The following is an 18,587-nucleotide window of genomic DNA, read 5'->3' on the forward strand; positions in this document are numbered from 1 at the left end:
CACCGCCGCTAGACAGAGACGATCACTGGATCAGGCCGAACTCTTTGGCCAGCACTTTGTAGTCCGCGACTTGCTTCTTCACGTAGGTGTCCAGATCCGGGCCGGTCATGGCGAACGGGAAGAGCTCACGCTGGTCACGCAATTTGGCGAAGTCTTCGGAGGCCAGCAGTTTGTCGAAGGCCGCTTTCCACCAGGCGTAGTCTTCATCGCTGACTTTTGGCCCGAGGTAGAAGCCGCGCACCACCGGCCAGACGATGTCGTAGCCTTGCTCGCGTGCTGTTGGTATGTCCTTCATTTCCGGCTCGTCCAGACGCTTGTCGGAGAACACCGCCAGCAGGCGCATATCGCCGCTCTGGATGTGCGGCATGGAGTCGGAGATGTCGGTGCTGCCGACCTGGATGTGGCCACCGAGCAGCGCGGTGGCAATTTCACCGCCGCCTTCGAGGGCGACGTAGCGCAGGTCACGCGGGTTGATCCCGGCAGCCTTGGCGATCAGCGCCGTTTGCATCCAATCCTGGCTACCGACGGTGCCGCCGGAACCGATCACCACTTTGCTCGGGTCTTTCTTCAGCGCCTGGACCAGATCATCCAGGGTCTTGTACGGCGAATCGCTCTTCACCGCGATGGCGCCGTAGCTGGTGCCCACGGCCGCCAGCCAGCGCACATTGCTTTCATCGAAGCGACCGAACTTGCCTTGAGCCAGGTTCAACAACGAACCGCTGGACCAGGCCACCAGGGTGCCGGCATCGGCGGGACGCTGGGCGACCACCGCGTTATAAGCCACGGCGCCGACACCGCCGGGCATGTAGGTCACGCGCATCGGCTTGGTCAGTAGCTTTTCGTTGACCAGCGCGCTTTGCGCCAGTTTGCAGGTCAGGTCGAAACCACCGCCGGGGGAGGCCGGGGCGATGCATTCCGGGCGTTTCGGTTCGGCGAGCGCTTGGCCGGTGAACAGCAGGACGCTGGCGGCGAGGGCCAGTTTACGCATTGACAGGTTCATTCAAGTCTCCTTGGGAGTTGTTGTTATCGACGTACTGAATTACCAAAGGGCAACGCTGTAGCTCACCAGCAGACGGACTTCATCGGCATCGCGAGCGGAGTAGTTGGAGCGGTAGGTGGCATTGCGCAGGCGCACGGCGACATCCTTGAGCGCGCCGCTTTGTACTACATATTTGATCTCGGAGTTGCGTTCCCACTCTTTGCCTTCGTCACCGCTCTTGAGCTTGATATTGTCGCCGCTTACATAGCGGCTCATGAAGCTCAGGCCAGGGATGCCGAGGGTGACAAAGTCAAAGTCATAACGCGCTTGCCAGGAACGCTCTTCGGCGCCGGCAAAGTCGTTGATCTGCACGAAGTTCACCAGGTACGGGTCAGCGCCATCCACATACGGGAACGCGCTGTCGCCGGACATGTGCTGGTAGCCCGCACTGAACTTGTGTCCGCTCAGGGCGTAGCTCACCAGGCCATTGAGGGATTTGTTGTCGATCTTGCCGCCGCGGGCCTCGCCCTGATCGTCGCTGATGGCAAACCGCAGGTCAGTGCCAAAGGTGCCTGGGCCGAAAGGCTGTGAGGCGATCAAACCGAGAAAGTGCTGGTTGTAGACTTCACCGAGTTGCGCGAAGTGATAGCTGCCGGTGATCTTGTCGGTGAACTTGTAGTCCAGCCCGCCAAAGTCAAAGTGGTCACCTGCCACGGTGCCAGCAAAACGGCTGTTCTTGTTGTTGAGGGCAACGTCCTCGAAGTCAGTGCTGTCGCGGTCCTTGGCTTTGTCCAGGCGCCCGCCGGTGAAGGTCAGGTTCTTGATCTCTTTTGAGGTCAACATGCCGCCTTCAAAGGTCTGCGGCAGGATGCGCCCGTCGTTGGGCTTGAGAGTCGGCAGCTCTGGAATCAGTGTGCCGACTTTCAGTTCGCTGGCGGATATTTTCACTTTGCCGGTCAGGCCGAGCTTTGAGTATTCGTCGACGGCGCGCCCATCATCGGTCGGCAACAGGCCGGTACCGGTGCGGTCCGGACTTGAGTCGAGCTTGACCCCCATCATGCCCAGTGCATCGACGCCGAAGCCTACGGTGCCATTGGTGTAGCCCGATTTCAGGTTGAGCATGAAGCCCTGTGCCCATTCGTCACGCTTGGACTGTTGGGCGCTGGTGCCATCGCGGAAATCGCGGTTGAAGTACATGTTGCGGGTTTCGAACGTGGCCGAGCTGTCTTCGAAGAATGCGGCCTGGCTCAACGGCGAAAAACCGGCAAGGGCAGCAGCGCTGGCAAGCGCAGTGTGGCTGAAACGGGAGAGGCGGGCAGGCGCGATGGCCTGGGGCTGCAGAGACTGCATGGATGACTTACTCCGTTTATTGTTCTTATTTGACGAAAACGCTTCGAGGCGTTTTTCGGATCGCTGTATGGCGGCAGCGACGGCAGTCGAAACTGTCCGTGGTCCGACTCTAACGGGCTAACCTTTCGCTAACCTTTCAGAAAGCTTTCACTGCTTTTCGGGCTTCACAGCGACGGATGCCGCTGTAAACTCCGCGCCAAAGAGTGGCGTCGGCCATCCCTGAATGAGGTAAAGATCCATGCGTGTCCTGCTCGTCGAAGACCATCTGCAGCTCGCCGAAAGTGTTGCCCAGGCCCTCAAGAGCACGGGGTTGACCGTGGACGTTCTGCACGACGGCGTGGCGGCCGACCTGGCGTTGGGCAGCGAGGAATATGCGATGGCGATCCTCGATGTCGGCCTGCCGCGCATGGATGGTTTCGAGGTGCTGGCGCGTCTGCGGGCGCGGGGCAAGAACCTGCCGGTGCTGATGTTGACGGCCCGTAGCGACGTCAAGGACCGGGTCCATGGGCTGAACCTCGGCGCCGACGATTACCTGGCAAAACCCTTCGAACTGACTGAACTCGAAGCCCGGGTCAAAGCCCTGCTGCGTCGCAGTGTGCTGGGCGGTGAACGCATTCAGCGCTGTGGCGTTTTGGCCTATGACCTGGAAACCCGGCGTTTCACCCTCGGTGAAGCATTGCTGACCCTGACCTCCCGCGAACAGGCCGTGCTCGAAGCACTGATCGCCCGTCCCGGCCGGGTGATGAGCAAGGAGCAACTGGCTTCGCAAGTCTTCGGCCTCGATGAAGAGGCCAGCCCCGATGCCATCGAAATCTACGTGCACCGCCTGCGCAAGAAGCTCGACGGCCACCCGGTGGCCATCGTGACCTTCCGCGGCCTGGGCTACTTGCTGGAAAGCCGTGATGCATAAGCCCAGCAGCCTGCGATGGCGGTTGCTGTGGAACCTGGCGCTGTTGCTGGTGGTATTGATGCTGGCCAGTGGGTTGAGTGCCTACTGGAACGGGCGAGAGGCCGCCGACACGGCCTACGACCGGACCTTGCTGGCCTCGGCGCGAACCATTGCCGCCGGTCTTTCCGAGCGCGACGGCAGCCTCAGCCTCGACGTGCCCTACGTGGCCCTCGATACCTTTGCCTATGACAGCGCCGGGCGAATTTTCTATCTGGTCAATGACATCAATCAGAAGCTGATCTCCGGCTACGAAAACCTGCCCGCACCCCCGCCAGGAACGCCGCGCACCGATGACTATCCGGCATTGGCACGTTTCTACAACGCTCAATATCGTGGGCAGAACGTGCGCGTGGTCAGCCTGCTCAAACCGGTGAGCGAGCCAAACATGAACGGCATGGCGGAAATCCGCGTGGCCGAAACCGATGAAGCGCGCGTCAGCATGGCCCGCAGCCTGGCGGCGGACACGTTACTGCGCCTGGGCATGCTGGCCATCGGTGCGCTGATGCTGGTCTGGTTTGCTGTGAGCGCCGCATTGCGCCCGTTGGAGCGCTTGCGCACGGCGGTGGAAGAGCGCCAGCCAGACGATCTGCGCCCCTTGCCGTTAGTAGAGGTGCAGCGTGAATTGTGGCCGTTGGTGCGGGCACTCAACCACTTTACCGAGCGCTTGCGCGGGCAGTTCGAGAAGCAGGCGCAATTCATTGCCGACGCTGCCCACGAATTGCGCACGCCGTTGGCGGCGCTCAAGGCGCGGCTGGAACTGGGCATGCGCTCTGCCGAGCCCGACACCTGGCGCAGCACCTTGGAAACCGCTGCCCAAGGCACCGATCGCCTGACCCATTTGGCCAATCAATTGCTCTCTTTGGCTCGGGTCGAAAATGGCGCCCGGGCGATTGCCGAGGGTGGCGCGCAGTTACTCGATCTCAGCCAATTGGCTCGGGAGCTGGGCATGGCCATGGCGCCGCTGGCCCACAAGCGCGGTATCGCCTTGGCGCTGGAGGCGGATGAGCCGGTCTGGCTGCGCGGCGAACCGACGTTGTTGAACGAACTGCTGAGCAACCTGGTGGATAACGCACTGGCTCACACGCCATCGGGGGGTAACGTGATTTTGCGCGTCTCGGCACCGGCCGTGCTGGAAGTGGAAGATGATGGCCCGGGCATTCCCGTCGAGGAACGTAGCCGGGTATTCGAACGCTTCTACCGGCGCAATCAGCAGGTGGCCGGCTCAGGGTTGGGGTTGGCGATCGTCGGCGAGATCTGCCGCGCGCACCTGGCGCAGGTCAGCTTGCACGATGGCGAGCAGGCGGGGTTGAAGGTACGGGTGAGTTTTACAGCAGGGGAATGACACTGCTCTTTGTGGCGAGGGGGCTTGCCCCCGTTGGGTGCGAAGCGCCCCCCAAATGGGACTGCTGCGCAGTCCGACGGGGGCAAGCCCCCTCGCCACAATGATCAGTAAAACATCGTGCGCGTTTCTTCAAGGTCCGCGCACATCACCTTGTCATCGATGTCGATGCCCAGGGCATTGAAGGCCGGTACGCTCAACGGCTCAAAACGAGCAAACGGATGGTCGGTGTCCTTGTGGCAATACAGACTGGCCACCTGCACCAGATCCACATAGTCGATTTGCGCAGATTGTCGCTTGAAGTTCAGGTACAAGCGCGGAATCTGCACCAGCATGTCCGGAAAATCCCAGACCTTGAGTAACTTCTCGCCGATCAGCGGATGAATCTGGTCAATCACATGATTGAGGCTGACGGGATCGGACAGCAACTCATAGTGATCCTCGGCATAGGTCAGTATCGGCAACACACCAATCTGATGCACCAACCCGCCAAGCGCGGCCTGATCGGGTTTGAGTCGGGTGTAGTTGCGGCACAAGGCATAGCTGACACCGGCGATTTCCAGGCTTTTGCGCCAGACATCGCGCATCTTCTGCTCCACCACATCGGAGCGGGCATGGAAAATCTGCTCCATGACCAGGCCGATTGCCAGGTTGCAGCTGTAGTTGATGCCCAGGCGGGTGATTGCGGTGTGCAGGTCGGTCACTTCCTGGGTGGCACGCAACAGCGGGCTGTTGACCACCTTGATCAGGCGCGCCGACAGCGCGGTATCGCGGCCGATCACTTTGCTCAGGGTACTGACGCTGACTTCCGGGTTTTCCGCGGCCTTGCGAATCTGCAGGGCTACTTCCGGTAATGTTGGCAGAACCAGGTCATCGTTATTGATGGCCTCAACCAAATCCTGTTGGACCTTTTCCGCCAGCTCGCTCATTTAGTCTCTCTAGGTGTTGCGCCAGATACTGCCGTTATTGCTGGATTTCGCGATCGCGATCCAGGTCATAAGGCAGGTCAAGCAGCTGCAGGGCCGGTCCTTCGAGCGCGCCCAGGTGGATGTCGCCACTGTCTGCTGCTTCGGCTTGCAACACCGCCAGGAGTTCAATGTTGTGCCCGGTCCGAGCGGCCAGAACCACTTCACCGATGGAACTGTTGTGGGTCGGGGCAAACAACGCGATACCCGGTTCTGGCAACTCATCGGCGGCCAGTTGCAGGCGATACAGGCGGCGCTTGAGTTTGCCCAGGTACTGCATCCGCGCGACGATTTCCTGGCCGGTGTAGCAACCTTTCTTGAAGCTCACGCCGCCGACCGCTTGCAGGTTGAGCATCTGCGGGATGAACAATTCGCGGGTTTGCGGCATGACCTGGCCGATCCCGGCGCGGACCTGGCCCAGCAACCATTGATTGAGATCACCTTCGCCCAGCAGGGCCGAGAGCTTGCCTTTAATGGCATCGGCTTGATCGGCGGCGACCCACAGTTCAGCGCGTTCAGGTGAGACACGGATAGCGATCAGCCCGTCGTTGCGCACGACACTGTCGGTTGCGGCGGGCAGGTCGAGGCCAAGGCTGGCCAGCGCCGCGTCGCCCTGGTCAATGCCGAAGCGAACCCAAGCCACGCTTTCGTCGGTGAGTTTCGATTTGGAGAATACAGCGTACTTTTTCAGGTCCGCCAATTGCGCTTCGATCAGCTCGGTAGCCATGGCCAGGACCACGCCGTCCCCTTGGAGCAAAATGCGGAAACTCGACTGCATCCGACCTTTTTGCGTGCAGCGCGCACCGAGGCTGGCCCGGTTGTCGCTCAGGTAATTGAGGTTGCAGGTCAGTTGGCCTTGCAGGAACTTGCTGGCGTCCGCGCCGCGGACCGCGAGAACACCTTCGTGGGAAAGGGTGCAGAAAAAAGCAGAATCGGCCATGGGTCATCGCAGGGTAAAAAGTCTGGTGGACATCATAAGGGGCTGCCTTCGAAATGGGTAGTTAACAAAGGCTCAGCGGTGCCCGACCAAAGCCGACTGTTCGACCGGGCGCGGGCCTGTATACTTGCGGCCTATTTGAGGAGCGCTCCATGGTCGAAGATGTTGAACTGAACCGCCTCTACTGGCACAGCCGCCGCGGCATGCTTGAACTTGACGTGTTGCTGGTGCCGTTCACGAAAGAGGTTTACGCAACGCTCAACGAGGTGGATCGCGCGTTGTACGTCCGATTGCTGACGTGTGAGGATCAGGACATGTTCGGCTGGTTCATGGAACGCAGCGAATCGGAAGATCCCGAGCTGCAACGCATGGTTCGCATCATCCTGGACCGTGTCCAGCCCAAGTAATTCGTTCGAATGCCGCTGGCATGCCTCTCGGCAGTTGCTGGCGGCGTATCTGGTTGCCCAGTTGTTCGCGCTGGGTTCGATGTTTCTTCTCTCTGTTCCGCTTTGGGCCAGGTTGCTTGGCATCGTGCTTTGCGTGCTCCACGGTGCCTGGTTGTTGCCGCGACAGATATTGCTGACGCACCCGCGGGCCTTTTGTGGCTTGCGGCGTGATGCCGATGGCTGGCAGTTGTGGAATCAATCGAAGGGTTGGCAGCCCGTGCAACTGCGCCCGGACAGCCTGGCGCTACCGCTGGTGGTGGTCTTGCGCTTTCGTCTGCGTGGCGAGCGCGGAGTCAGGTCGATTTGCGTGCCTCGCGATGCGCAGGCGGCGGATGTGCACCGACGCCTGCGAGTGCGGCTCAAGTTCAGCCGACGTAGGTGGGCGGCACCAGAATAGTGTCCAGCGCGACCGGCAACAGGTTCGGGTAGTCGAGGGTGTAATGCAGGCCCCGACTTTCCTTGCGCTCCATGGCTGACAGAATCATCAGCTCGGCCACCTGTGCCAGGTTGCGCAGCTCGATCAAGTCCCGGCTGACCTTGTAGTTGCTGTAGAACTCGTCGATTTCATCCAGCAGAAGCCGTACGCGGTGTTGCGCCCGTTGCAGGCGCTTGTTGGTGCGCACGATGCCGACGTAGTCCCACATGAACCGCCGCAGCTCATCCCAGTTGTGCGCAATGATCACGTCTTCGTCGGAATCGGTGACCTGGCTCGCATCCCAGGCGGGCAGGGCGTCCGGCATCGAAACCCGGGGCAACTGCTCGATGATGTCTGTGGCCGCGGAGCGGGCATAAACGAAGCATTCCAGCAGCGAATTGCTGGCCATCCGGTTGGCGCCATGCAGGCCGGTGAAACTGGTTTCGCCGATGGCGTACAGGCCCGGCACGTCGGTGTGGCCTTGCTGGTCGACCATCACGCCACCGCAGGTGTAGTGCGCCGCCGGAACCACGGGAATGGGCTGTTTAGTGATGTCGATGGAAAATTCCAGGCAGCGTTCGTACACCGTCGGGAAATGCGTCTTGATGAAGGCTTCGGGCTTGTGGCTGATGTCCAGATAGACGCAGTCGACGCCCAGGCGCTTCATTTCATGGTCGATGGCGCGGGCCACGATATCCCGTGGCGCCAGCTCGGCCCGTGGATCGAAGCGCTGCATGAAGCGCTCACCGTTAGGCAGTTTCAGGTGCGCACCTTCGCCGCGCAGCGCTTCTGTGATCAGGAAACTCTTGGCTTGCGGGTGATACAGGCAGGTGGGATGGAACTGGTTGAATTCCAGGTTCGCCACCCGGCAGCCCGAGCGCCAGGCCATGGCGATGCCGTCGCCACAGGCGCCGTCGGGGTTGCTGGTGTAGAGGTAGACCTTGGCTGCACCGCCGGAAGCGAGGATCACGAAACGTGCGCCATAGGTGTCGACTTGGCCAGTGCCGCGGTTGAGCACATAGGCGCCGAGGCAACGATCACCTTCGAGCCCGAGGCGTTTCGCGGTGATCAGGTCAACCGCGACGCGCTGTTCCAGCAGTTCGATGTTCGGTCGGTTCCTGGCCTGTTCGAGCAGGGTGGTGAAAATGGCCGCACCGGTGGCATCGGCGGCATGGATGATGCGCCGATGACTGTGGCCGCCCTCGCGGGTCAGGTGGAATTCAAAGCCGCCGTCCTCATTGCTCGCCTGTTCATCGCGAGTAAAGGGCACGCCCTGGTCGATCAGCCACTGGATCGCTTCCTTGCTGTGCTCGACGGTGAAACGCACGGCGTCTTCATGGCACAGGCCGCCGCCGGCATTGAGCGTGTCATCGACATGTGATTCGACGGTATCGGTGTCATCCAGAACGGCTGCAACGCCACCCTGGGCCCAGAACGTCGAGCCATTGGCGAGGTTGCCCTTGCTCAAAACAGCAATGCGCAAATGACCGGGCAAGGTCAGCGCAAGGCTCAAGCCGGCAGCACCGCTGCCAATTACCAGAACATCGTGTTGAAACTGTTGGCTCATTTCAGGATTCCGCTCAAAGCGACCCGGATCGGGGGTGGCGCAGCTGGACTGGCGAGTCAAGACAGCCGCACAGCCCACTAGTATATAGAGGGGGGGAGCGGCACAATACCCGAGCTAGCATGGCATTGTGAAACTACTGTGACGCAAAACACCGGGCGCTTCGTCGGATGTTTTTCTGCCCGTTGGGTGTGAGAATGACTGTATCGCCGATTTAACAGTCTTTTTCCCTTCACGGTTGCACAATGTCGGACAGGTGTAGCTATAAATATTTGGAACTTTTGCCAAAGGGCCAAGATCAATAGACCGTTGCCTGAATCAAGGGACAGTGTCGGCTTCAGTGCAGGATTGCGGTTCGATCCTTGCCGAAGAAACCGATGACAAGATTATTCGCGCAGCCGGGTCAACTCGTGCTGCGCTTTTCGTGCGTGCCAAATCAGAGCCCGCAGGAAACTTGCCTGGAGGGGGAGAACTTTTGCGAAAAGCCCGAGTCTATGTTTGCAAGTCTGGTCGTTTAGTTCTGCAAACCTCCTCCGAGCTCATCGAGGAGTGTTCATGCTAACCCAGGAAGAGGATCAGCAACTGGTCGAGCGCGTTCAACGCGGCGACAAGCGTGCTTTCGATCTGCTAGTGCTGAAATACCAGCACAAAATTCTCGGGTTGATCGTGCGTTTCGTGCACGACACCCATGAAGCCCAGGATGTGGCACAGGAAGCCTTTATCAAGGCGTACCGTGCACTTGGAAATTTTCGCGGAGACAGTGCGTTTTATACGTGGCTTTACCGCATCGCCATCAACACGGCGAAAAACTATCTGGTTTCACGCGGCCGTCGGCCGCCGGATAGCGATGTCAGTTCCGAGGATGCAGAGTTCTACGATGGCGATCATGGCCTCAAGGATCTCGAGTCGCCAGAGCGGGCCTTGCTGCGGGATGAGATCGAAGGCACCGTCCATCGAACCATTCAGCAACTGCCGGAAGATTTGCGTACGGCGTTAACTTTACGTGAGTTTGATGGTCTGAGTTACGAGGACATTGCGAGCGTCATGCAATGCCCGGTAGGCACCGTGCGCTCCCGGATTTTCCGCGCCCGGGAGGCCATCGACAAAGCCCTGCAGCCGTTGTTGCAGGAAAACTAAAGACAGCGGCGACAGCCAAGAGAGGAACGCCATGAGTCGTGAAGCCCTGCAGGAATCGCTGTCCGCAGTGATGGATAACGAAGCGGACGAATTGGAATTGCGTCGGGTATTGAATGCCTGTGACGATGTTGAAACCCGTGAAACCTGGGCTCGTTATCAGATCGCTCGGGCAGTGATGCACAAGGATCTGCTGCTTCCTCGTCTGGATATTGCTGCGGCCGTTTCTGCTGCCCTGGCCGACGAGACCGTACCGGCAAAAGCTTCGCGTGGTCCGTGGCGCAGCCTGGGTCGCCTGGCGGTCGCAGCTTCCGTGACCCTGGCGGTGCTGGCCGGTGTACGTCTATACAACCAGGACGAGATCGCCGGTGTCGAATTGGCCCAGCAATCGAATCAACCTGCACTGGCCGTTCCTCAAGTAAAAGGCCCAGCCGTTCTAGCAGGCTACAATGAGAGTTCGGACGCCACCGGCCCTATGGCCAACGGCGTATTGCAAGGTCAGCCCGGCTGGCATGATCAGCGTCTGCCAGGTTACCTGCGCCAGCATGCGCAACAGGCAGCACTGAAAGGTACTGAGAGCGCGCTGCCTTACGCTCGTGCCGCAAGTCTGGAAAACCGTTAAGGAGGATCATGCGCGCCATACCTCTACTTTCGCTTCTGCTCAGCGGCTGGTTCATTGTTCCAGCCCATGCCGACGAAGCCCAGGACTGGTTGACCCGCCTGGGCCAGGCCGAGCAACAGCAAAGCTTTCAGGGTACTTTCGTCTACGAGCGTAACGGTAGTTTTTCTACCCATAACATCTGGCACCGCGTCCAGGATGGAAAGGTCCGCGAGCGATTGACCCAGCTCGACGGAACCGCTCAGGAAGTCGTTCGTTTTGATGGGCATACGCAATGCGTCAGCGGCACGTTGATCGCAGGGCTTGGGGACTCTCCCAACTCTTCCGCCCGTGCACTTGATCCGCAAAAGCTCAAGAATTGGTATGACCTTGCCGTCATTGGCAAGTCGCGTGTGGCCGGGCGTTCGGCAGTGATCGTATCGCTGACGCCTCGTGATCAACACCGCTACGGTTTTGAATTGCATCTGGACAAGGAAACCGGCCTGCCGCTGAAGTCGCTGTTGCTCGACGACAAGGGTCGGTTGCTGGAACGTTTCCAGTTCACGCAACTGGATACTGCTGACGTACCTGCCGAAAGCAACCTGCAAGCCAGCGCCGACTGCAAGCCGGTCAATCTCGAGAGTGACAAGGCTTCGGCGGTGAAATCGGCCCCGGTCTGGCGCTCTGACTGGTTGCCGCCGGGCTTCGAACTCATCAGCAGCACGGCTCGCAAGGATCCAGAGACCAAAACCCAGGTCAATAGCCTGATGTTTGACGATGGTCTGGCGCGTTTCTCGGTGTTCCTTGAGCCGCTGAACGGCGCTACCGTCACCGACACCCGCACTCAGTTGGGGCCAACCGTTGCGGTTTCCCGGCGCTTGACTACGCCGCAGGGTGACATGATGGTGACGGTCGTTGGCGAAATACCGGTCGGCACCGCTGAACGGATCGCGCTTTCAATGCGCACCGACGCCGCTGCAACAAAGCAGTGAGCCGAGTTCGAAATGTTTCGTGAGCATTTCAACTTGCAAAAATCCCTTGAATTTTCTATAGGTCAGAGCCTCTCGGCTCTGGCCTTGTTTGTTGTTCCCGGAACAAAAATACCGGCGTATTGTTCCCGGTGTTCCTTGCTCCATATCGCTTAACCATGCTCGTCGTAACGGGAGCCGTATGTCGATACCACGCTTGAAGTCCTACCTTTCCATTTTTGCCACCGTGCTGGTGCTCGGTCAGGCCGTTTCCGCCCAGGCGGTCGAACTGCCTGATTTTACGCAACTGGTCGAGCAGGCCTCGCCAGCGGTCGTGAACATCAGTACCACGCAAAAGCTTCCGGATCGCAAAGTCAGCCAGCAGATGCCGGACCTCGAAGGCTTGCCGCCCATGCTGCGCGAGTTCTTTGAGCGGGGCATGCCGCCACAGTCGCGTTCCCCGCGTGATCGCCAACGCGAGGCCACATCGTTGGGTTCGGGTTTCATCATCTCGCCTGATGGCTACATCCTGACCAACAACCACGTGATTGCCGATGCTGACGAAATCCTCGTCCGCCTGGCAGATCGCAGCGAAATGAAAGCCAAGCTGATCGGTACCGATCCACGTTCCGACGTGGCGCTGCTGAAAATCGAAGGCAAGGACCTGCCGGTGCTCAAACTCGGCAAATCCCAGGACCTGAAGGCCGGGCAGTGGGTTGTTGCGATCGGCTCGCCGTTCGGTTTTGACCACACCGTGACCCAGGGCATTGTCAGTGCCGTCGGTCGCAGCCTGCCAAACGAAAACTATGTGCCGTTCATCCAGACCGACGTGCCGATCAACCCGGGTAACTCGGGCGGTCCGCTGTTCAACCTGAACGGTGAAGTGGTGGGCATCAACTCGCAGATCTACACCCGTTCCGGTGGCTTCATGGGCGTGTCGTTCGCGATCCCTATCGACGTGGCCATGGATGTTTCCACTCAGCTGAAATCCGGTGGCAAGGTCAGCCGTGGCTGGCTGGGTGTGGTGATCCAGGAAGTGAGCAAGGATCTGGCCGAGTCGTTCGGTCTGGAAAAACCGGCCGGTGCGCTGGTGGCCCAGATTCAGGATGATGGCCCCGCTGCCAAGGGTGGCCTGCAAGTCGGCGACGTGATCCTGAGCATGAATGGTCAGCCAATCGTGATGTCGGCAGACTTGCCGCATCTTGTGGGTGCGTTGAAAGCCGGTGCAAAAGCCAACCTGGAAGTCATTCGCGACGGCAAGCGCAAGAATGTCGAGCTGACTGTCGGTTCGATCCCGGAAGAAGGTAAAGAGCTGGACGCCGAGCCGAAATCGAGCATTGAGCGCAGCAGCAATCGCCTGGGTGTTTCCGTAGTCGAACTGACTGACGACCAGAAGAAAACCTACGACCTCAAGGGTGGCGTGGTGATCAAGGAAGTGCAGGACGGTCCAGCCGCCCTGATCGGTTTGCAGCCAGGTGATGTCATCACCCACCTGAACAATCAGGCCATCGGTTCCACCAAGGAGTTCGCGGACATCGCCAAGGCGTTGCCGAAGAACCGCTCGGTGTCGATGCGCGTACTGCGTCAGGGTCGTGCTAGCTTCATCACCTTCAAACTGGCTGAATAATCCGGTTGTGGGTTGAATAAAAAACCGCCTCGAAAGAGGCGGTTTTTTTGTGTCCGGGTTTTTTGTTTCCCAGGGGCGTCAGCCCATCATGTCCTTGATCATGCGCTCTTGTTCCATCAACTCGCGCTGGCGGGCGTCGATGCGCGACGACAGCGGGAAATTGCTGCCAGCCTTGCGTTTGGCAAAGTCCAGTTGCTGGATGGCCTGTTTATAGTCCCCGACCAGTGCGAAGTATTCGGCGCGAGCCTGGTGCAGGCCGATGATGTTGCCGGACAAGCCGCGAGTCTCGGCCACCTGATACCACACGTCCGGATCATCCGGGCGCGACTTGAGCAGGCCTTCGAGGGCTTTCTCTGCGTCCGCTGTGCGGTTCTGCTTGAGCAGCAAGTCGACGCGCACCTGGTTCAGCGGATAGTTGCCAGGGAACTGGCCCATCAACCGGTCAACCCGGGACTGCGCGTCCGCCAGGCGATTGTTGGTGATGTCCAGATCGACCTGGGCGAGGTTGTAGATGATCTCGTTGGGTGCCTTGGCCAGCAATTGCTTGAGGTTATCCCGTGCTTCGTTCAACTGGCCGCCCTTGATCTGAGCGATGGCCAGGCCGTAGCGGGCTACATCGTTTTTCGGATTTTCTTCGAGCTGGGCACGAAAACGCTTGGCGCCGAGCCCCGGGGTTTCTTCATAGGTCAGCTGGACGCGCGCGCGAATCAGCTGATAACGCATGCTGTCTTCGATACCGCCCTGTGGGAACTGTTCGGCGCGGTTGCGGGTGTCGGCGATACGCGATTCGGTCACCGGGTGAGTCAGCAGGAATTCCGGAGGCTTGGCATCGAAACGGTACTGACGCATCAAGCGCTCGAACATGGTCGGCATTGACCGCGGATCGTAACCGGCCTTTTCCAGATTGAGGATGCCGATACGGTCGGCTTCCTGCTCGTTTTGCCGGGAAAAACGGCGTTGTTCCTGGATCGCCGCGGCCTGGGTGCCGGCAATGGCGGCAATCCCGGCGTTACCGCCACCGGCGGCGGCGACCACGATGCCGGCGAGCAATGCTGCCATCATTGGCACTTGCATGCGTTGCTGCGCTTCGATGCCCCGGGCAAAGTGGCGTTGCGACAAGTGAGCCAATTCGTGCGCCAGCACCGAGGCATATTCGCCTTCGGTCTGGGCATTGAGGAACAGGCCGCCGTTCACCCCGACAATCCCGCCCGGCGCGGCGAAGGCGTTGAGCTGTGGGCTGTTGATCAAGATGAATTCCAGGCGCCGGTCAGTGACCTGGCTGGTCTCTACCAGTTTGTAGACGCTGGATTCGACGTAATCCTTGAGTTGCGGATCGTTGAGCTGTGCAACCTGGCTGCGCAACATGGCCAGCCAAGCGCGACCGAGCTGGTATTCCTGTTGCGGCGAAACTATGGCAGAACTGGCGTCGCCGAGTGACGGCAAGTCGTCGGCGAAGCCCGGTGAGGCGAGCAGGCAAGCGAGCGTCAGCAGGGTAGGGCGCAAAAAGGTCATGCACAGAGCCTTAGTCGACAAAGACCTTACTGTAGCCGGACACCGACGTTGCGACCAGATATTCTAGGCAACTCGATACCTGACCCGGAGTGATGCAATGACCGACGCTGTAGACCATGACGTTGAACTGGACGCCAGTGGCCTGAACTGCCCGTTGCCGTTGCTCAAGGCCAAGATGGAACTCAACCGGCTGGCCAGCGGCGCGGTGCTCAAGGTGATCGCCACCGATGCGGGCTCGCAGCGTGACTTTCGCACCTTTGCCCGATTGGCCGGTCATACGCTGCTTCTTGAAGAAGATGACGCGGGCGTGTACCGCTACTGGTTGAAAAAAGCCTGAATTGTGCCGCGTTTGCGCCTAGGGAAAATTGATGTTCAAAGTGTTACGCGACTGGATCCAGCGCTACTTCTCCGATGAAGAGGCGGTGGTGCTGGCTGTTCTGCTGTTTCTGGCGTTCACCGTGGTGCTGACCTTGGGCGGGATGTTGGCGCCGGTGCTTGCCGGCATGGTGCTGGCGTATCTGATGCAAGGGCTGGTGGTGACCCTCGAACGCCTGCGTGTGCCGGGTTGGGCGGCGGTGGGGCTGGTCTTTGCCTTGTTCATGGGGTTGCTGCTGGTATTCATCGTGGTGGTCGTGCCGTTGCTGTGGCATCAGTTGATCACGTTGTTCAATGAGTTGCCCGGCATGCTGGCCAAGTGGCAGTCGCTGCTTTTGCTGCTGCCCGAGCGTTATCCGCATTTGGTATCCGACGAGCAAGTGCTGCGGGCCATCGAGGTGGCACGGGGCGAAATCGGCAAATTTGGCCAGTGGGCGCTAACGTTCTCGTTGTCGAGCCTGCCCTTGCTGGTGAACATCATGATCTACCTGGTGCTGGTGCCGATCCTGGTGTTCTTCTTTCTCAAGGATCGGGCCATGATCGGTCAGTGGGTGCGTGGTTACCTGCCACGGGAGCGGGCGTTGATCACGCGCGTCGCCCATGACATGAACCGGCAGATCGCCAATTACATTCGCGGCAAGGTCATCGAAATCGTCATTTGCGGGGGGGTGACCTACATCGCCTTTGTTGTGCTCGAACTCAACTACGCGGCGTTGCTGGCCATGCTGGTGGGGATTTCGGTCGTCGTGCCTTACGTCGGCGCCGTGGTGGTGACCGTGCCGGTGTTCCTGATTGCGCTGTTCCAGTGGGGCTGGAGCGATCAGTTCATTTACTTGATGGCGGTCTACGGGATTATCCAGACGCTCGATGGCAACGTACTGGTGCCGCTGCTGTTCTCCGAGGCGGTGAACCTGCACCCGGTGGCGATTATCTGTGCGGTGCTGTTGTTTGGCGGGCTGTGGGGGTTCTGGGGCGTGTTCTTTGCGATCCCGTTGGCCACGCTGTTCAAGGCAGTGCTGGATGCGTGGCCGCGCAAGGAGCCTGTGGTGGCGCCGCTGCTTTAGTTTTTCCCTGGGGCTGAAGACCTCTTCGCGGGCAAGCCCGCTCCTACAGGGTCAGTGGATGCTTTGTAGGAGCGGGCTTGCCCGCGAAGGCGTAAGAGCAGGCGCCAGAAAGTCAGGCCTTGTTCAGCGCCTGAGCCGCTGCCAGAACCGCATCAACATGCCCCGGCACCTTCACGCCGCGCCATTGCTGACGCAACACGCCGTTCTCGTCGATCAGGAAGGTGCTGCGATCCACACCCATGTATTCCTTGCCGTAGAGCTTTTTCAGCTTGATCACGTCGAACAGTTGGCAAATGGCTTCGTCCTTGTCGCTGATCAGCTCGAAGGGAAACGCCTGCTTGCACTTGAAGTTCTCATGGGATTTCAGGCTGTCGCGAGACACGCCGAACACTTCGGTATTGGCAGCCTTGAACGCGGCGTACTGATCGCGAAAGCCCTGGCCCTCGGTCGTGCAGCCCGGGGTGCTGTCCTTCGGATAGAAGTAGATCACCACCTGCTTGCCCTTCAGGCCCGCGAGACTGACGGTCTGCCCGCTGGTGGCAGGCGCTTCGAAATCGGCAACCGGTTGGTCGATGGCAACGGCCATGAAAGCTTCCTTACATTGGGTTCTGTGGGCGCCACGGTTCGATCAGGGCATCGAGGTTCAGCGCGTCGGCGAAGTCCAGGAACTGGTCGCGCAACCAACTGATCTGCACGCCGGCGGGCAAGGTCACGGTGAACGTGGCGTTGAGCATGGTGCCGCCGGTCTGCGGGGCCTGGTAGGTGTCGCAGGTCAGGTTTTCCAGCTCGACGTTATGGTCCATGAAGAACTGGCACAGCTCGTTGATGATGTCCGAACGGTAGGCCGAGCTGACATAAGCGACGTACGGCAGGGCCTGGGGGCGGTTTTCCAGCGCCGCGCTGCGCACCACGTTGACCGTGAACGCATGCCGCTTGGCCAGCACCGGCAGGCTGCCTTCCAGGCGAGCCAGGGCATCCCAGCTGCCGGAGATTTCCAGCACCAGCGCACTGCATTCGCCGTGACGGGTCAGGCGGGAGGTGACCACGGCGCAGCGGTTTTCATGGCTGGCGCGGCACAGGACGTTGGTCAGCTCCATGGGGTTGGCGCCGAGGGCACTGATGACAAGGAATTGTTCGCGAACTGTGGGGGTGGACATGCAGCATTCCTAAAGCGATGAGCGGTCGATACGTCGACGGGCTGTTTTGCCGGAAGCCAGCCTGCGGACGCGCATTCGCAAAGCCCCAAGTGACCGGTTGCGGACTGCTCCGGCAGGGCGGGAGCGAGCGCTGGCAACGCTGGATCAGGGCTTGTAATGCCGAAAATGGAGACTGAAAACCGGCGGACGAGCTTGTCTGTACCGATCAAAGTCTGAAGGGTAGCGAAAAGCGGCGCCAAGGGGAATGGCGGCAGCACAGTACTTCGCTTGTGCAAGCATCTTGGCGCCAGTACCATTACGGCTCTCTTTTTCCGGCAGGAGCGGTTTCATGATTGCGGGCAGTATGGTGGCACTGGTCACACCCATGGATGCACAGGGTCGTCTTGACTGGGACAGCCTCAGCAAACTCGTGGACTTCCACCTTGAAAACGGCACCCATGCCATTGTCGCCGTCGGTACTACCGGCGAGTCGGCAACCCTCGATGTCGACGAACACATCGCGGTCATCAAGGCTGTGGTCAAGCAGGTCAATGGCCGCATTCCGGTGATCGCCGGTACCGGCGCCAACTCGACCCGCGAAGCCGTCGAGTTGACCCGCAATGCCAAGGAAGCGGGCGCCGATGCCTGCCTGCTGGTCGTGCCGTACTACAACAAACCGACCCAGGAAGGCTTGTACCAGCACTTCAAGCACATTGCCGAAGCGGTCGACATCCCGCAAATCCTGTACAACGTTCCCGGCCGCACTTCCTGCGACATGCAGGCTGAAACCGTGATTCGCCTGTCCACCGTGCCGAACATCATCGGTATCAAGGAAGCGACCGGCGACCTCAAGCGCGCCAAGGCCATCCTCGATGGCGTCAGCAAGGACTTCATCGTCCTGTCCGGCGATGATCCAACCGCCGTCGAACTGATCCTGCTGGGTGGCAAGGGCAACATCTCCGTGACCGCCAACGTCGCACCGCGTGAGATGGCCGACCTGTGCGAGGCCGCCCTCAAGGGTGATGCCGAGACGGCTCGGGCAATCAACGAAAAACTGATGCCGCTGCACAAGGACCTGTTCATCGAAGCCAACCCGATTCCTGTGAAATGGGCTCTGGTTGAAATGGGCCTGATGCACGAAGGCATTCGCCTGCCGCTGACCTGGCTGAGCGCACCTTGTCACGAAACGCTGCGCAAGGCCCTGCGCCAATGCAGCGTCCTGGTTTAAT

Annotated in this window: 19 protein-coding genes; 11 read left to right on the forward strand and 8 right to left on the reverse strand. The window is 59.9% G+C overall.

Translation table 11 applies throughout. The annotated features are described in order from the left end of the window. Window positions 1–22: 22 nt before the first annotated feature. On the reverse strand, window positions 23–1,000 hold the full coding sequence (locus J1D76_RS15485) for a Bug family tripartite tricarboxylate transporter substrate binding protein (RefSeq protein WP_421139126.1): 978 nt from the start codon (window positions 998–1,000) through the stop codon (window positions 23–25). A 39-nt stretch (window positions 1,001–1,039) separates the two neighbouring features. Then, window positions 1,040–2,329, reverse strand: a complete 1,290-nt coding sequence (locus J1D76_RS15490) for an OprD family porin (RefSeq protein WP_421139127.1) — start codon at window positions 2,327–2,329, stop codon at window positions 1,040–1,042. Window positions 2,330–2,567: 238 nt separating this feature from the next. On the opposite strand from J1D76_RS15490, the gene J1D76_RS15495 reads away from it, so the two are divergent. Together J1D76_RS15495 and J1D76_RS15500 are read left to right on the forward strand one after the other, a co-directional pair. After that, a complete protein-coding gene (locus tag J1D76_RS15495; protein ID WP_421139128.1) occupies window positions 2,568–3,239 on the forward strand; it encodes a response regulator in 672 nt (223 codons plus the stop codon). Beyond that, complete coding sequence (locus J1D76_RS15500; RefSeq protein ID WP_421139129.1) at window positions 3,232–4,620, forward strand: sensor histidine kinase; 1,389 nt, start codon at window positions 3,232–3,234, stop codon at window positions 4,618–4,620. The genes J1D76_RS15495 and J1D76_RS15500 overlap by 8 nt, the downstream gene beginning before the upstream one ends. A 104-nt stretch (window positions 4,621–4,724) precedes the next feature. Here the strand turns inward: J1D76_RS15500 and J1D76_RS15505 are convergent, their stop codons facing one another. After that, a complete protein-coding gene (locus tag J1D76_RS15505) occupies window positions 4,725–5,546 on the reverse strand; it encodes an HDOD domain-containing protein (RefSeq protein ID WP_421139130.1) in 822 nt (273 codons plus the stop codon). Window positions 5,547–5,580: 34 nt separating this feature from the next. Further along, window positions 5,581–6,522 carry a YgfZ/GcvT domain-containing protein gene (locus J1D76_RS15510; RefSeq protein WP_421139131.1) on the reverse strand — a complete coding sequence of 314 codons (942 nt, stop codon included), beginning with the start codon at window positions 6,520–6,522 and terminating at the stop codon, window positions 5,581–5,583. A gap of 149 nt (window positions 6,523–6,671) precedes the next feature. On the opposite strand from J1D76_RS15510, the gene J1D76_RS15515 reads away from it, so the two are divergent. Together J1D76_RS15515 and J1D76_RS15520 are read left to right on the forward strand one after the other, a co-directional pair. Next, the gene (locus J1D76_RS15515) at window positions 6,672–6,926 is read left to right on the forward strand and encodes a succinate dehydrogenase assembly factor 2 (protein WP_421139132.1); all 255 of its coding nucleotides are present in this window, start codon (window positions 6,672–6,674) and stop codon (window positions 6,924–6,926) included. After that, window positions 6,910–7,362, forward strand: a complete 453-nt coding sequence (locus tag J1D76_RS15520) for a protein YgfX (protein ID WP_421139133.1) — start codon at window positions 6,910–6,912, stop codon at window positions 7,360–7,362. Before J1D76_RS15515 ends, J1D76_RS15520 begins: the two co-directional genes overlap by 17 nt. On the opposite strand, the gene nadB is transcribed toward J1D76_RS15520, so the two are convergent. Continuing rightward, window positions 7,331–8,947, reverse strand: coding sequence for an L-aspartate oxidase (nadB, locus tag J1D76_RS15525; RefSeq protein WP_421139134.1), 1,617 nt, complete (start codon window positions 8,945–8,947; stop codon window positions 7,331–7,333). The genes J1D76_RS15520 and nadB overlap by 32 nt on opposite strands. Window positions 8,948–9,499: 552 nt before the next feature. Between nadB and rpoE the strand changes: the two genes are divergently transcribed. From rpoE to J1D76_RS15545, 4 genes are all read left to right on the forward strand, one after another. Next, a complete protein-coding gene (gene rpoE / locus J1D76_RS15530; protein ID WP_003172477.1) occupies window positions 9,500–10,081 on the forward strand; it encodes an RNA polymerase sigma factor RpoE in 582 nt (193 codons plus the stop codon). 31 nt (window positions 10,082–10,112) lie between these two features. Continuing rightward, on the forward strand, window positions 10,113–10,700 hold the full coding sequence (locus tag J1D76_RS15535) for a sigma-E factor negative regulatory protein (RefSeq protein WP_421139135.1): 588 nt from the start codon (window positions 10,113–10,115) through the stop codon (window positions 10,698–10,700). Window positions 10,701–10,708: 8 nt separating this feature from the next. Beyond that, window positions 10,709–11,668 (forward strand): MucB/RseB C-terminal domain-containing protein, encoded by a 960-nt coding sequence (locus tag J1D76_RS15540; RefSeq protein ID WP_421139136.1) that lies wholly within the window; start codon window positions 10,709–10,711, stop codon window positions 11,666–11,668. A 178-nt stretch (window positions 11,669–11,846) separates the two neighbouring features. Further along, window positions 11,847–13,271 carry a DegQ family serine endoprotease gene (locus J1D76_RS15545; RefSeq protein ID WP_421139137.1) on the forward strand — a complete coding sequence of 475 codons (1,425 nt, stop codon included), beginning with the start codon at window positions 11,847–11,849 and terminating at the stop codon, window positions 13,269–13,271. A 78-nt stretch (window positions 13,272–13,349) separates the two neighbouring features. Here J1D76_RS15545 and J1D76_RS15550 read toward each other — a convergent pair whose 3' ends face one another. Next, on the reverse strand, window positions 13,350–14,783 hold the full coding sequence (locus J1D76_RS15550) for a M48 family metalloprotease (RefSeq protein ID WP_421139138.1): 1,434 nt from the start codon (window positions 14,781–14,783) through the stop codon (window positions 13,350–13,352). A gap of 97 nt (window positions 14,784–14,880) precedes the next feature. On the opposite strand from J1D76_RS15550, the gene J1D76_RS15555 reads away from it, so the two are divergent. Together J1D76_RS15555 and J1D76_RS15560 are read left to right on the forward strand one after the other, a co-directional pair. Beyond that, the gene (locus J1D76_RS15555) at window positions 14,881–15,120 is read left to right on the forward strand and encodes a sulfurtransferase TusA family protein (RefSeq protein ID WP_421139139.1); all 240 of its coding nucleotides are present in this window, start codon (window positions 14,881–14,883) and stop codon (window positions 15,118–15,120) included. A 31-nt stretch (window positions 15,121–15,151) separates the two neighbouring features. Next, entirely contained in the window at window positions 15,152–16,222 is a 1,071-nt protein-coding gene (locus tag J1D76_RS15560) for an AI-2E family transporter (protein WP_421139140.1), read from the forward strand. A 112-nt stretch (window positions 16,223–16,334) separates the two neighbouring features. On the opposite strand, the gene J1D76_RS15565 is transcribed toward J1D76_RS15560, so the two are convergent. Then, complete coding sequence (locus J1D76_RS15565; RefSeq protein ID WP_421139141.1) at window positions 16,335–16,808, reverse strand: peroxiredoxin; 474 nt, start codon at window positions 16,806–16,808, stop codon at window positions 16,335–16,337. Window positions 16,809–16,818: 10 nt separating this feature from the next. Next, window positions 16,819–17,379, reverse strand: a complete 561-nt coding sequence (locus J1D76_RS15570) for a glycine cleavage system protein R (RefSeq protein WP_007979776.1) — start codon at window positions 17,377–17,379, stop codon at window positions 16,819–16,821. A gap of 328 nt (window positions 17,380–17,707) precedes the next feature. Between J1D76_RS15570 and dapA the strand changes: the two genes are divergently transcribed. Next, window positions 17,708–18,586: a 4-hydroxy-tetrahydrodipicolinate synthase gene (gene dapA, locus J1D76_RS15575; RefSeq protein WP_421139142.1), complete on the forward strand. Its 879-nt coding sequence runs from the start codon at window positions 17,708–17,710 to the stop codon at window positions 18,584–18,586. Window position 18,587: the final 1 nt, after the last annotated feature.

Source organism: Pseudomonas sp. NFX15, assembly GCF_049132105.1.
In the GTDB taxonomy this organism is placed as follows: Bacteria; Pseudomonadota; Gammaproteobacteria; order Pseudomonadales; family Pseudomonadaceae; genus Aquipseudomonas.